General features: G+C 71.9%; 14 protein-coding genes. 8 read left to right on the plus strand and 6 right to left on the minus strand.

Features of this window, described 5'->3' with window-relative positions; genetic code table 11:
• Nucleotides 1–40: 40 nt before the first annotated feature.
• Entirely contained in the window at nt 41–970 is a 930-nt protein-coding gene (locus ACZ52C_RS28145; RefSeq protein ID WP_469077386.1) for a DMT family transporter, read from the plus strand.
• Between the two features lie 17 nt (nt 971–987).
• Here ACZ52C_RS28145 and ACZ52C_RS28150 read toward each other — a convergent pair whose 3' ends face one another.
• Nucleotides 988–2,331, minus strand: coding sequence for an aminotransferase class I/II-fold pyridoxal phosphate-dependent enzyme (locus ACZ52C_RS28150; protein ID WP_469077387.1), 1,344 nt, complete (start codon nt 2,329–2,331; stop codon nt 988–990).
• 35 nt (nt 2,332–2,366) lie between these two features.
• Here ACZ52C_RS28150 and ACZ52C_RS28155 point away from each other — a divergent pair, with 35 nt between their 5' ends.
• Nucleotides 2,367–3,065 (plus strand): pyridoxamine 5'-phosphate oxidase family protein, encoded by a 699-nt coding sequence (locus ACZ52C_RS28155; RefSeq protein WP_469077388.1) that lies wholly within the window; start codon nt 2,367–2,369, stop codon nt 3,063–3,065.
• A 123-nt stretch (nt 3,066–3,188) separates the two neighbouring features.
• Here the strand turns inward: ACZ52C_RS28155 and ACZ52C_RS28160 are convergent, their stop codons facing one another.
• Nucleotides 3,189–4,208: an EamA family transporter gene (locus tag ACZ52C_RS28160; protein WP_469077389.1), complete on the minus strand. Its 1,020-nt coding sequence runs from the start codon at nt 4,206–4,208 to the stop codon at nt 3,189–3,191.
• Between the two features lie 206 nt (nt 4,209–4,414).
• Nucleotides 4,415–4,939: a peptidase gene (locus ACZ52C_RS28165; protein WP_469077390.1), complete on the minus strand. Its 525-nt coding sequence runs from the start codon at nt 4,937–4,939 to the stop codon at nt 4,415–4,417.
• Nucleotides 4,940–5,136: 197 nt separating this feature from the next.
• Between ACZ52C_RS28165 and ACZ52C_RS28170 the strand changes: the two genes are divergently transcribed.
• Both ACZ52C_RS28170 and ACZ52C_RS28175 read left to right on the plus strand, forming a co-directional pair.
• Entirely contained in the window at nt 5,137–5,361 is a 225-nt protein-coding gene (locus ACZ52C_RS28170; protein WP_469077417.1) for a hypothetical protein, read from the plus strand.
• 78 nt (nt 5,362–5,439) lie between these two features.
• A complete protein-coding gene (locus ACZ52C_RS28175) occupies nt 5,440–5,868 on the plus strand; it encodes a type II toxin-antitoxin system Rv0910 family toxin (protein ID WP_469077391.1) in 429 nt (142 codons plus the stop codon).
• A gap of 157 nt (nt 5,869–6,025) precedes the next feature.
• Here the strand turns inward: ACZ52C_RS28175 and ACZ52C_RS28180 are convergent, their stop codons facing one another.
• On the minus strand, nt 6,026–6,673 hold the full coding sequence (locus tag ACZ52C_RS28180; protein WP_469077392.1) for a PadR family transcriptional regulator: 648 nt from the start codon (nt 6,671–6,673) through the stop codon (nt 6,026–6,028).
• A gap of 144 nt (nt 6,674–6,817) precedes the next feature.
• On the opposite strand from ACZ52C_RS28180, the gene ACZ52C_RS28185 reads away from it, so the two are divergent.
• Together ACZ52C_RS28185 and ACZ52C_RS28190 are read left to right on the plus strand one after the other, a co-directional pair.
• The gene (locus tag ACZ52C_RS28185; RefSeq protein WP_469077393.1) at nt 6,818–7,597 is read left to right on the plus strand and encodes an SDR family NAD(P)-dependent oxidoreductase; all 780 of its coding nucleotides are present in this window, start codon (nt 6,818–6,820) and stop codon (nt 7,595–7,597) included.
• A 94-nt stretch (nt 7,598–7,691) separates the two neighbouring features.
• Nucleotides 7,692–8,501 (plus strand): PhzF family phenazine biosynthesis protein, encoded by an 810-nt coding sequence (locus ACZ52C_RS28190; protein WP_469077394.1) that lies wholly within the window; start codon nt 7,692–7,694, stop codon nt 8,499–8,501.
• A 14-nt stretch (nt 8,502–8,515) separates the two neighbouring features.
• Here ACZ52C_RS28190 and ACZ52C_RS28195 read toward each other — a convergent pair whose 3' ends face one another.
• A complete protein-coding gene (locus ACZ52C_RS28195; RefSeq protein WP_469077395.1) occupies nt 8,516–9,316 on the minus strand; it encodes a CPBP family intramembrane glutamic endopeptidase in 801 nt (266 codons plus the stop codon).
• A 123-nt stretch (nt 9,317–9,439) separates the two neighbouring features.
• Nucleotides 9,440–10,954, minus strand: coding sequence for a glutamate-cysteine ligase family protein (locus tag ACZ52C_RS28200; RefSeq protein ID WP_469077396.1), 1,515 nt, complete (start codon nt 10,952–10,954; stop codon nt 9,440–9,442).
• Between the two features lie 569 nt (nt 10,955–11,523).
• Between ACZ52C_RS28200 and ACZ52C_RS28205 the strand changes: the two genes are divergently transcribed.
• Nucleotides 11,524–12,108, plus strand: a complete 585-nt coding sequence (locus ACZ52C_RS28205; protein WP_469077397.1) for a hypothetical protein — start codon at nt 11,524–11,526, stop codon at nt 12,106–12,108.
• Between the two features lie 411 nt (nt 12,109–12,519).
• Complete coding sequence (locus tag ACZ52C_RS28210; RefSeq protein WP_045563408.1) at nt 12,520–12,720, plus strand: DUF5999 family protein; 201 nt, start codon at nt 12,520–12,522, stop codon at nt 12,718–12,720.
• Nucleotides 12,721–12,769 lie beyond the last annotated feature (49 nt).

Genomic DNA, 12,769 nt, shown 5'->3' on the forward strand with positions numbered 1-12,769 from the left:
CGCTTGTGCTACGAGATCGACGAACGTCATCGTGGTGCGCATGACCACCGCCACGCCCACCCGAGCCCCCGGTCGCGCCCCCGACCGCTCGCGCGCAGCCGTCGACTGGCGACTGCGCTTCGCCTTCCTCTCCCTCGTCTGGGGCTTCAGCTTCCTGCTGATCAAGGTGGGCACACAGGCGTACGCGCCCTTCCAGGTCACCTTCGGGCGGCTGCTGTTCGGCACGCTGGTCCTGGCGGCGGCGATGGCGGTCAGGCGGGAGCGGCTCCCCCGGGGCGCCCGCACCTGGGCACACCTGACCGTGGCCGCCTTCTTCCTGAACGCCCTGCCGTTCTCGCTGTTCGCCTACGCGGAGCTGACCGTCCCGTCCACACTGGCCGGCATCTGCAACGCGACCTCACCCCTGTGGGGCATGGCCCTCTCCCTGGTCGCGCTCTCCGAGGACCGCCCCACCCGGGTGCGGGTCGCCGGCCTCGGTCTCGGCTTCCTCGGCGTCCTCACCGTGCTCGGCGCCTGGCAGGGCTTCCACGGTCTGGACGCCACCGGCACGGCGATGGCCCTGCTGGCCTCCCTCAGCTATCCCGTCGGGTGGATCCACGTCCGCCGCACCCTGGCCGGCACCACCGCGTCGCACCTCTCCCTCACCGGGGCCCAACTGCTGCTCGCCACCGCCCAACTGGCCGTCGTGACACCGCTGTTCACGATCCTGCCGACCAGCTTCCCGGTGCTGCCCCTGCTGGCGGTCGTCGCGCTGGGCACGCTCGGCACCGGGGTCGCGATGCTCGTCCAGTACGGCCTCGTCTCCGAGGTCGGCCCGACGACGGCCCAGATGGTCACCTACTTCATTCCGGTCATCGCCACGACCGCCGGCGTCGCACTCCTCGGCGAGTCCCTGACCTGGTCGACCCCGGTCGGCGCGGTGATCGTCCTGGCCGGCGCGGCCCTGACCCAGGCAAGGCCGCGCACCTGACGGGACGGGGCGCCGAGTCACACGTACCCCGCCCCCGCTCCCGCCTTCACCCCCGGCCCGATCGCGGAGGCCACCGCGTCCGCCACCCTCCCGATGTCCTCCTCGGTGAGGGTGGAGACGGTGATCCGGATCCCCTGCGGGGCGCTCATCCGGAAGCGCGCGCCGGGCGCGACGGCCCAGCCGGCGTGCAGCAGCCGGGCGACCACGCCGGTCTCGTCCGGCACCCGGATCCACACGTTCATCCCGCTGACCCCGTGCGCCTCGACCCCACGCCGCGCGAGGGCGCCGATCAGCGCGTCACGCCGCCGCCCGTACGCCGTCGCCACGCGCACGGCGTCCACCGCGCCGCCGGACCACAGCCGGACGACGGCCCGCTGCACCAGCCGGCTCACCCACCCCGGCCCCAGCCGCTGCCGGCCCACCACCCGGTCGACGGTGGCCGCGTCGCCGGTCAGCACCGCCAGCCGCAGGTCGGGGCCGTACGCCTTGGCGACCGACCGCACGAAGGCCCAGCTGCGCGTGCCCCCGGCGAGCGGATGCAGGGGCTGGTCGACGATCCGGTAGCCGTGGTCGTCCTCGATGAGCAGGGTCTCCGGATGCTCCCGCAGCACCGACCGCAGGGCTCGCGCGCGTGCGGCGCTCAGGGCCGCGCCGGTCGGGTTCTGCGCCCGGTCGGTGACGATCAGGGCCCGCGCCCCGCCCTCCAGCGCCGTGCGTACGTCGTCGGGGAGCGGCCCCTCGTCGTCGACACCGACCGGGACGACCCGCAGCCCGAGCGCCGGGACCAGGTCGAGCACGCTCCCCCACCCCGGGTCCTCGACGGCGACGGCGTCCCCCGGCTTGAGATGGACGGCCAGGACCCGCTCGATGGCGTCGAGCGACCCCGAGGTGACGGCGACCGGCCCGTCCGGCACGCCGTCGGCGTCCAGGTCGGCCCGCGCGATCCGCGCCAACTCGGGTTCCACGGCACCCGCTCCGTAGAGGACCGGTTCGCGGTCGCCCTGCTCGGCGGCGGCCCCGAACACCTCCGCCAGACGCGGCAGCAGCGCGGGGTCGGGATTGCCGTCGGCGAGGTCCCGCACCCCCTCGGGCACCTCGACCCGGATGTACTCCCGCCCCGTCGTCGCGGGCCGGGACCGCACGCGACTCCCCCTGCGTCCGGCGGTCTCGATGACCCCGCGCTCGCGCAGCGTGCGGTAGGCGGCCGCGACGGTGTTCGGATTCACCCCGAGCCGCTCCGCCAACTCCCGCATGGGCGGCAGCAGTTGACCGGGTTTCAGCTCGCCCGAACCCACCGCCTGCTCGACGCTCGCCGCGATCTCGGCTGCGCGCCGCCCAGTGATCATGTATTCTCCTAGCACAAAGCAGATTATGCACTAGTGCAATGGAGAGCGCAATGACGGGGACCCGGCCGACGACACCCGTACCGACGACACCGCCGCCCGCCGCCTACACCCCCACCGAGCGCACCGTCCCCACCCGGGCCGCCCACAAGGCCTCGTACGACAGGGAACTGGTGCACTCGATACTCGACGAGGGGTACGTCTGCCATCTCGGCTTCGTCCGCGACGGCGCCCCGGTGGTGCTGCCGACGCTGTACGCCCGGGTCGGCGAGACGCTCTATGTGCACGGTTCGACGGGTTCGCGCCCACTCCGGATGACGGGCCAGGCCGAGCCGGGCCTCCGGGTGTGCCTGACGGTCACCCATGTGGACGCGCTCATCCTGGCCCGCTCCGGCTTCCACCACTCGATCAACTACCGCTCGGTGGTGGTGCACGGCACCGCGCACCAGGTGAGCGACCCGGAGGAACGGCGGATCGCCCTGGACGCCCTGGTCGACCAGGCCGTACCGGGCCGCTCGCGGGACTGCCGGCCCGCCAACGGCAAGGAGTTCGCGGCCACGGCCGTGATCCGCCTCGCCCTGGAGGAGGTCTCGGCCAAGACCCGCACCGGCGGCGTCAACGACGAGCCCGAGGACCTCACGCTCCCTCACTGGGCCGGCGTCGTCCCCCTCCGCAAGGGCTACGAAACCCCGATCCCGGACCCCGACCTGGCCCCCGGCACGGTACTCCCCGACTACCTCAAGACCCTCTAGCCGACGACACCCCGCGCCCCTCAGGGGCGCGGGGAACCGCGCGATCAACCCCACTCGACCCGCAGCCGCGCGACCACCCCCGCCCGCCGCGCCGGTCCCGCACCCCCGAGCCCCGACGCTCCGTCACCCCCGCCCCACCGGCAGCTCGGCCTCCACCCCTTCCCTGCCGGACGCCGCCTTCCGCGGCGTCCCCTCACGCCGCGGCTTCCCGCCCCGCGCGGACCGTTGCGCGACGAACGCCCCGGCCAGCACCACCAGCCCGCCGACGATCTGCGGCGCCCCCTGGTGCTCCCCCAGCAGCACCCACGCGAGCGCGGTCGCCACCACCGCCTCCAGGCACCCCAGGACCCCCGCCACCTGCGGAGACAGCCACCGCACGGCCATCACCCCGGTCCCGTAGGCGAGGACCGTGGCGATCAGCACCACCCATCCGAGCAGCAGCCACGCCGGTACGGCCGTCCCGTTCATCCACGCGACACCGCCGAGCACCTCCCACTCCATCCCCCACGGCCGGGTCACCACCGTGAGCGCCACAGCGCCCACCAGCAGTCCGTAGGCGATGACACCGAGCGGGTCCGGCGCCTCGGTCCCCGCCTCGCTCCCCTGGTCGGAGAGCACGAAGTACCCGGCCTGACAGCAGGCGGCCCCGAGCGCGAGCAGCAGTCCCAGCGGATCGAAGCTCAGGCCCGACCAGATCTCGACGACACAGGCGAGGCCGCCGACCGCGAGAACGACCCCGACCGCGGCGGCGCGCGTCACCGTCCGCCGCTGCACGAACCGCACCCATCCGAGGACGATGGCGGGCCCGAGGTACTCGACGAGGAGGGCGACTCCGACGGGGATACGGGAGATCGACGCGAAGTAGAAGGCCTGCACACCGGCCACCGCGAAGAGCCCGAAAGCCACGAGCAGCAGGGGCCGCCGCCGCACCAGATCCCGGTGCCGCACGGCCAGCGGCAGCATCACCAGGGCGGCGCCCACGACACGCAGCCACACCACGTGGAGCGGGTCGAGCCCCGCCTCGATGAGCGGCTTGGCCGCCGTACCCGATCCGCCGAACGCGAGCGCCGACCCGAGCGCGAGCACCAGCCCGACACCCCGACCGCGTTGTCCGTGACTGCCCTGAGACGTATGCACCGGCACATGATGACAGCAGATGACAGGAGCGTCACCCCCGTTGACACCTGTCTCACCGGCTGGACCGCAGGTGGGCATGGCAAGGCGGCATGGCAGGGCGGCATCTCAGGGCGGCATGGCGACCGGGCCGGACCGAGGGGCCCGGCCCGGCTCCAGGGCACGGCAAAGGGGCCCGGCTGAAGGTCGGACCCCCGGCACGCGGCATCAAGGAATCAGGCGCCCTCGCCCGTCCGCGCGACCTGCCGCGCCACGGCTCCGACGTCGACACCCACCGTGCCGAGCACCTCGACGGCCCGCGATCCGGTGGCCCCGACCAGCGCTGCGAGCAGATCGACACCGTGGGCCGACCGCTCACCCCGCCGCAGGGCACGGTCGTACGCCTGGCTCATCGCGCGGGCCGCCACCGGCGACCAGCCGGGCGTGCCCGGCACCCCCGGGACGACTCCGGCATCCTCGACGCCTATCTGCCAGCGCAGTCCGTAGCCGATGCTGCGCTGCACCAGATAGCCGAGCAGTCGGGCGACCTGCGGCCCGTCGAAGACGGCGCGGACGTCGGGGTCGGACTCCAGGAGCGCGTGCAGCAGATGCGCGGTGTCGATATGACGGTCCCCGTCCCGGAGGGCCCGTCTGCGCGCGGCGGCGACCACCGAGGCCAGCTCGTCCGTGAGTACGCCGTCGATCTCCACGTTGTCCGGACCAGGGGCTGCGGCCGACTGCCGGGGAATGGGGTGTCGCACGTCCCCCACCCCATCAGTCCCACCGCCTCCGGGTCATCCGCGAAAGGAAGCATCTTCGTGTCCCACACAGGTTGCGTAGGGAGGACCCGCCTCTCCTCCCTACGGATGAGATCCGGCCCGCACGCCCCAGGGGCGCGCGCCTCTGTCCCCCACGTCCCATGCGCAACCGCACGGCACCGGCGCTCGTCCCCCACCCCATGGAGAGCGGGTGCTGGCTGGTGACCCTGCCGGCGATCGACGGCAGGCAGTACGTGTACCGGGTGTACGCCCCCGAGAGCGCCCTGCCCGCCGACCTGTTCTGGGAGGCCTGGCACTGCCACGACGAAAGCCGACTGCCCCGCGCGTGCGACCTGTTCGACGCGGCGCTGATCCGCCAGGTGACCCGGCGCCCGGACCGCCCCGGACCCTCCTCCGATTCCTGACGGTTCATCAGTATTGAATGTTCCGGGGCCCGGGGCTACGTTCCGCGACACCAGCGTCCGAGACGAAGGGGTGGTCGCATGGCCGACGTCAGCGCGGAGGCACGCATCGAGGCGCCCGCCGAGCAGGTCTGGGCCCGGCTCGTCGACTGGCCGGCGTACGGCGAGTGGAACACGACCCACACCGGCTTCCCCGAGGGTGGCCCGCAGACCCTCGAAGTGGGCGGCACCTTCCAGGAGAACCTGAGGCTGATGGGCTTCCCGGCGGAGGTCGAGTGGACCATCGCGGAGCTGGAGCCCGCCCGCACCCTGGCCATCCGGGGCAAGGGCCCGATGGCCGTGGACCTCACCACCCGCTACACCCTCACCCCCGACGGCGACGCCACGACCGTCCGTGTCGACGGCCGGTTCACCGGCGCCGCCGTCTCCCTGATGGCGGGCAAGCTCAGGGACTCCGCCACGGCCGCGCTCGCCGAGTCGCTGCGCAAGCTGGGCGCACTCGTGGCCTGACGGGCGCCCACCCTCGCCACCTTCTTCACCGCCTTCACCACCCTCACCGCTTTCACCACCTCGCCACTCGCTTCTCCGCACTCGCCCGCCCGGACACGCGAAAGCGCCCCTCGGAATCCTCCGGGGGCGCTCCCGCACTTCAGTCCGCTGCCGTCCCTCAGTCCTCGTCGGCGAGGATCAGGTACAGCTTCTTGCGGGCTTCGTTGATCACCGTCAGCGCCTTGTCGCGCTGGTCCTTGTCACCGGTCTTCCAGACCTGGCCGAACGCCTCCATCAGACCGAAGCCGGCCTGCCGGATCTCGCTCAGCGCCTCCCAGTCGACCCCGCGCGAGGCCTCTTCCCAAGGGGCCTCGGGCCCCTCGTCGGCCGCGCTGCGACCGGCCTCGGTGAGCGAGAACAGCTTCTTGCCGCCCTCGGTCGCGCTGGCGATCAGCCCCTCGTCCTCCAACAGCTGGAGGGTGGGGTACACCGAGCCGGGGCTGGGCTTCCACGCCCCGCCGCTGCGCTCGGCGATCTCCTGGATCATCTCGTAGCCGTGCATGGGCCTGTCCTTGAGGAGGGCCAGGATCGAGGCACGCACATCGCCCCGCCGCGCCCTTCCCCTGGGTCCGCCTCGGCCGCGCCCACCCCAGGGGCCTCCCCCGAAGGGTCCGAACGGTCCGGGCCCACCATGGCCCGGCCCGAACGGCCCGAAGGCGGCGCGCAGCGCGTCGGCGTCACCTCGGCCGCGGGGGTGCTCCCCACCGCGCCGTCCATGTCCACGCTCGAATCCGAAGTCCTGTCCATGGGAACGCATCACCATCACTCCATTCCATCGTTGATCTGTCGCGATGCTTCAACGATATATCGGAACCTGTCGCCCGACAACCCCCGAACCACAAGTCCACTCGCCGTCCCACCCCGCCACCCCGCACACCGACCCCCCGGCGGCGCCCCCTAAAGTGCGGAAATGATCTCCGACAGCTACCTCACCGAACTGTTCTCGCTCGACGGCCGCGTCGCCGTGGTGACGGGCGGCAGCTCCGGCATCGGCAAGGCCATCGCCACGGCTCTCGCACGGGCCGGGGCGAGCGTGGTGATCGTCGCGCGCAAGGAGGCGGAACTGGCGGCCACGGTCGACGGACTGACGGCGGACGGCTGCCGGGCGGCCTGGGTGAGCGGCGACCTGGTTACCCGAGCCGGCGTGCGCGCGGTGGCGGAGCAGGCCGTCGAGGCGTTCGGCGAACCCGACATCCTCGTCAACAGCGCCGGCGTCAACCTGCGTCCCCCACTGAGCGACCTCGGCGAGGACGTGTGGGACACCACCATGGCCGTGAACCTGGACGCGCCCTTCCTGTTGGGCCAGCGCTTCGGGCCCGGCATGGCCGAGAGGGGCTACGGACGCATCATCCACATCACCTCGCAGCAGGCACACCGGGCCTTCGTCCGCAGCGGCGCGTACGGCGTCTCCAAAGGCGCCCTGGAGTCGCTGGCCCGCTCGCAGGCCGAGGAGTGGTCGCCCCACGGCGTCACCTGCAACACCCTGGTCCCCGGTTTCGTCCCGACCCCGCTCAACACCCGGCTGTCGTCCGACCCGGCCCAGGTGGCCTCCCTCGCCGCCCGCACCCTGACCGGCCGCAACGGCCTGCCCGACGACTTCGCCGGAGCCGCGGTGTTCCTCGCCGGCCGCTCGGCCGGCTACATCACCGGTCAGACCCTCTTCGTCGACGGCGGCTTCTCCGTCCACTAGCGCTTGTCCGCGGACGAGGTGGCCCATGAAAACCGGTCCACCGTCCCGGAATTGGCCTTGGCCCGTGGCTCCACGGACCGCCTAGCGTCGTCCCATGCGCATTCGTATCGTCGACGCCTTCACCGACCGCCCGTTCTCCGGCAACCCCGCCGGAGTCCTCCTCCTCGACGCCTTCCCGGACGACGACTGGCTCCGGAACGTGGCCAAGGAGGTCAACCACGCCGAGACCGCGTTCGCCCACCCCCTCCCGGCGGGCGGCGAGGCCGACTGGGCGTTGCGCTGGTTCACGCCGGTCGCCGAGGTGGCGATGTGCGGCCACGCCACCCTGGCCACGGCACACGTCCTGAACAGCACCGGCACGCACGAGGGTCCGGTTCGGTTCGCCACCCGCAGCGGGGTCCTCGTGGCCACACCGCAGCCGGACGGTTCCCTCACACTCGACTTCCCGACCGCGCCCCTGACCCCGGTCCCCGTCCCGGACGGCGTCGCCGAGGCCCTGGGCGCCGAGCCGGTCGGCGCCTTCGACACCGGCCCCCAGGTGGGCGACCTGCTGCTCGAACTGGCCGACGAGAAGACGGTCCTCGGTCTGGCCCCCGACCTCCGGTCCCTGGGCCGCTACTCCGAGCGCGGCATCATCGCCACCGCCCGCGCCGAGGACCCCGCCGTCGGCCACGACTACGTCTCACGCTGCTTCTTCCCGAACATCGGCATCGACGAGGACCCGGTCACGGGCAGCGCCCACACCGCCCTCGCCCCCTTCTGGTCGGAGCGTCTGGGCCGCCCGGACCTCACCGGCCTCCAGGCCTCCGCCCGCTCCGGCCACGTCCGCACGGGACTCCGCGGCGAGCGCACCCTGCTCTCCGGCCGCGCGGTCACGGTCATCGACGGCGAACTCCTCGCCTGACCCACGGCCACCGGTCACGGCGTGGGCAGCCAGTCCACCTTCCCCGCCAGCAGCGCGTACCCCACGAACGCCCCGATGTCGAGCAGCGAGTGGGCCACCACCAGCGGGCCCACTCGCCCCCACCGCCGGTACAGGTACACGAACACCACACCCATCACCATGTTCCCGACGAAGCCGCCGATGCCCTGGTAGAGGTGGTACGAGCCGCGCAGCACCGAACTGGCGGCCAGCGCGCTCCCCGGCGACCAGCCCAGCTGCTGGAGCCGGCGCAGCAGGTACCCGACCACGATGACCTCTTCGAGGACCGCGTTCTGGATCGCGGAGAGCATCAGCACGGGGTACTTCCACCACACCTCGGGCAGCGCCTCCGGCACCACGGTGAGGTTGAAACCGAGGCCGCGCGCGGCGAGGTAGAAGGCGATCCCGGTGCTGCCGATCACCGCGGCGACGGCCGCGCCCCGGCCGAGGTCGGGCCACGGCTTCGTCCGGTCGAAGCCCAGAGTCCGCAGCCCGGCGCCCTCACGCAGCAGGAAGTGCGCGACCAGCGCGACGGGCACCAGGGCGGTCGTGATCCCGAAGAGCTGCCATGCGAGGTCGAGCCAGGGGCGGCCGGGCGCCGCCGAGGCGTTCATGGTGGCCGCCTGGTCCTTGAGCCCGCCGGGCTCGGTGACCGATCCGATGAAGCTGATCAGCGCGGACACCCCGCTCGCGCCGAGCGAGAGCGCGAGCACGAGGAGCGTCTCGTCCCTCAGAATCCGTCGGCTCGGCCGCTCCCCCGGCACCGCGCCCTCCGCCGACTCCGCCTGCCCCTGCACCCACGCCTCCAGTTGTCCGGCCCCGCCGAGGGTCCATCATCACCCGCGGCGGTCCGTGACATTCCGGCGGCGTCCCCCACAGCGCCCCGCCCGGACGGGAGGGAGGCGCCGCGGAGGCGGCGCTCAGCCCAGCGGCACCGGCTCCGGCAGTCCGACCGGCCAGCTGTGGACCGGCTCCCCGGAGTGCATCAGCTCGCCGTAGCGCCGTGTCGTGGCGGCCAGCGCCGCGTCCCGGCCGAGCCCCTTGGCCAGAGCCCGATGGAACGTTTCGACCTGCCAGGACGCCCCGTTGGCCCGGCGCCGGCAGCGCTCCTCGATCACACCGAGGTAGAAGTCCCGGTCGACCGGCTCGACCCCCCACGCGTCCAGCCCCGCCTCGGCGAGCGGCAACAGTTCGTCCCGGACGAGGTTGACCGCGTCCACCGGTCCCACCCCGCCGTAACGGCCGCGCGGCCACTGGAGCCGCGCGTCGATGCCGTGCCGGCAGGCCTCGTCGAAGTTGGCGGCGGCCGCCTCGAAGGGCAGCCGCGTCCACACGGGCCGCGACTCCTCGGCGAGGGCGCGTACGACGCCGTAGTAGAACGCGGCGTTGGCGATCACGTCCGTGATGGTCGGGCCGGCGGGCAGCACCCGGTTCTCGACGCGCAGGTGCGGAACCCCGTCGGCGATGCCGTAGACCGGCCGGTTCCAGCGGTAGATCGTGCCGTTGTGCAGCGTGAGTTCGGCGAGTGAGGGCACGCCGCCCGCGTCGAGGACGGCCATCGGGTCCTCCTCGTCGCAGATGGGCAGCAGGGCCGGGAAGAAGCGCAGGTTCTCCTCGAAGAGGTCGAACGCCGAGGAGATCCACCGCTCCCCGAACCAGGTGCGCGGCCGCACTCCCTGCGCCTGCAGCTCGGGCGGCCGGGTGTCGGTTGACTGCTGGAACAGCGGCGGGCGCGACTCGCGCCACAGCTCGTGCCCGAACAGGAACGGCGAGTTGGCGCCGATGGCGACCTGCGCGGCGGCGACCGCCTGGGCGGCGTTCCACACGTCGGCGAACCGGCCCGGGGTGACCTGGAGGTGCAACTGCACGGAGGTGCAGGCGGCTTCGGGCGCGATCGACTTCGAGGTGCAGACGAGCCGCTCCACCCCGTCGATGTCGAGGGTGAAGTCCTCGCCCCGGGCAGCGACGATCTGATCGTTCAGCAGGGTGTAGCGGTCGCCCGCGGAGAGGTTGGAGGAGACCAGGTCGTCGCGGTCCAGCGTGGGCAGAATGCCGATCATCACGATCCCCGCGCCGACTTCGATGGCCTTGCGGTCGGCGTACGCGAGGGAGGTACGCAGTTCCTCGGAAAGCTGGTCGAATACCCGGCCGCCCAGCCGATGTGGAGCAATGTTGACTTCCAGATTGAACATGGCGAGTTCTGTTTGGAAATCTTTGCTCGCAATCCGCTCCAGCACTTGCGCATTCATCATCCGGGGCAGCCCGTCGCCGTCGACGAGGTTCAGCTCGATCTCCACACCCATCAGGTTCTTGGGGCGATCGAACCGCTTCTCCTCCAGCAGTCGCGCCAGCCCCGCCAGGCACTGCCTCAACTTGTCGCGGTACTGCTGGCGATCGGAGAGGCCGAACGGCCCCGCTACGACCTTCTCTCCCATCTAGGGGTCCCTCCTTGGATGGGCAGGCCGACGAACGGCCACTGCTGTCTCGGGTCCACGCATGATGATGCCCCGGTGGAGCCGCTGATAACGTCCCCGGCGCGACCTGCGCACGCTAGGCTGAACACGGTCACCTCTGACACTATTCACTCGGCGTGCTTCTGGCACATTCAGCGGGCAAGAAAGAGCATGCGCTTTCTACCGGTTCCGCTTTCGTGAAAAGCGCCGACGAGAACCGGCCGTCCGCTACGTGCCGGTAATCCGAGGTCACCGGTGCACCCCCATGGAAAAGCGGGGTGATGAGCAGGCTCCGGAGACCGGATACCGCCTTGCTCTTCATATTCGGAACGGCTAGACGAAACCTCGTGTGAACACGTGTCGTATAAACTCCGCAAACGAGGCTGAGAGTCGGCACTCGCGGTCCTCGGTCCTGCCGTCAGACCACACGCGGCGGACCCACCCACGCACCCGGACCCCGGGCACCCGTCTCTCCGATCCCTGAGAGCTGACAGCGCCGTCCGCCCCCGCCCTCGCGCCATCGTGCCTGTCGAACTGAGAGGCGACCCACCATGCCGTTGCATGTCCCCCCGGCTCCCGCGCCCGCCCTGCGCACCGTCCTCATGGCACTCGGTTCCCCCACCGCCGTCCACGAGGCGCGAACACCTTCCCTGAAGAACGCCTCGGGCCCCGCCACCCCCGAACTGCCACTGCCCGTCCACGTGCTCGACCGGATCACCCCGGAGGGCACGGGCACCGCCCGGCTCGCCGGATGGCGGTTCCTGATCCGCTGCGGCGACCGCGCCGTGGCCGCCGCCGAGACCCGCCTGACCCCGGACGGCTGGGCGTTCTCGCACTTCTTCGAGGGCCCGTACATTGCCTCCACCGAGCTCGCCCTGCGCCAGGCCGAGGTCATGCAGCAGCCCTACCAGCCACGCCTGCTGTCGGTGCCCGAGCTGTACATGCTCACGCTCTGGCTGCACGCCGACCCCACGGCCGACGGCGCCACCGGCCACCCGGCACCCAACGACCTGCTGGTGCCGCTGGCACCTGCTCCACCCGGTATCGCCGCCCACCGCCCGCACCGGGTCGCCGATCTCCTCCCGGTGCTGACCACCCGGCTGACGCCCGCACCCCTGCTGGGATCACCCGCCTGAACCAGGGCCGCCCCCGCAGCCGCGTACCGCTCGCGCCCCGCCGCCGATTTCCCGGTGGCGGGGCGCTTGTCCTGCCCTCTTCCCACCCTCGGAAATGCGCGCTCTTTCGGGCGGCAATACGCTCGTACGAGCTATTCACGCGCCTTCCCTACCATCGGACTAGCCCCATCCGACCATGCCGAACCACCCGAAGGGACAGTGCGGCGCGGATGAACCGTTCGCGCAAGGGATGCGTCATCAACCTGTGAAGAAGCCGTGCTGCGAAATGCCTGCGGATTGACGCCCGTGGGGCAACACTGGGACCGGACCGATTTATCACAACGGGGGGCGGCCATGAACGAGGCTTCAAGCCGCGGGTCGGACAAATCAACCAACTCAGACCACACGACAAACCGAAAGATCCCCACAACCATGTGTCAGCACCAGCCACTGTGCCCGACTGCCGAATCCGCCGACCGGGAAGGCGCCCGACTCGTGGCGCACCACCCGGAGCAGGGATGGAGCCTGCTCTGCAACGGCGTTCTGCTCTTCGAGGACACCGGTGAGCTCCTGCCGGACGGCCAGATCATCGCGCCGCACCGCCCGAACGGCAGCGTGGTGACAGCCGCCTGAGCCGCACGGACGTGCGCACAGGGTGGGCGTCCCCGCACAGGACGTCCGC

The sequence above is a fragment of the Streptomyces sp. NPDC034049 genome, assembly GCF_055575575.1.

Excerpts from the sequence above, each read along its gene's own strand:
- ACZ52C_RS28155 (WP_469077388.1), top strand. The coding sequence starts at position 2,367 with ATGACGGGGACCCGGCCGACGACACCCGTACCGACGACACCGCCGCCC.
- ACZ52C_RS28190 (WP_469077394.1), top strand. The coding sequence starts at position 7,692 with ATGCGCATTCGTATCGTCGACGCCTTCACCGACCGCCCGTTCTCCGGC.
- ACZ52C_RS28185 (WP_469077393.1), top strand. The coding sequence starts at position 6,818 with ATGATCTCCGACAGCTACCTCACCGAACTGTTCTCGCTCGACGGCCGC.
- ACZ52C_RS28170 (WP_469077417.1), top strand. The coding sequence starts at position 5,137 with ATGGAGAGCGGGTGCTGGCTGGTGACCCTGCCGGCGATCGACGGCAGG.
- ACZ52C_RS28205 (WP_469077397.1), top strand. The coding sequence starts at position 11,524 with ATGCCGTTGCATGTCCCCCCGGCTCCCGCGCCCGCCCTGCGCACCGTC.
- ACZ52C_RS28200 (WP_469077396.1), bottom strand. The coding sequence starts at position 10,954 with ATGGGAGAGAAGGTCGTAGCGGGGCCGTTCGGCCTCTCCGATCGCCAG.
- ACZ52C_RS28145 (WP_469077386.1), top strand. The coding sequence starts at position 41 with ATGACCACCGCCACGCCCACCCGAGCCCCCGGTCGCGCCCCCGACCGC.
- ACZ52C_RS28175 (WP_469077391.1), top strand. The coding sequence starts at position 5,440 with ATGGCCGACGTCAGCGCGGAGGCACGCATCGAGGCGCCCGCCGAGCAG.
- ACZ52C_RS28210 (WP_045563408.1), top strand. The coding sequence starts at position 12,520 with ATGTGTCAGCACCAGCCACTGTGCCCGACTGCCGAATCCGCCGACCGG.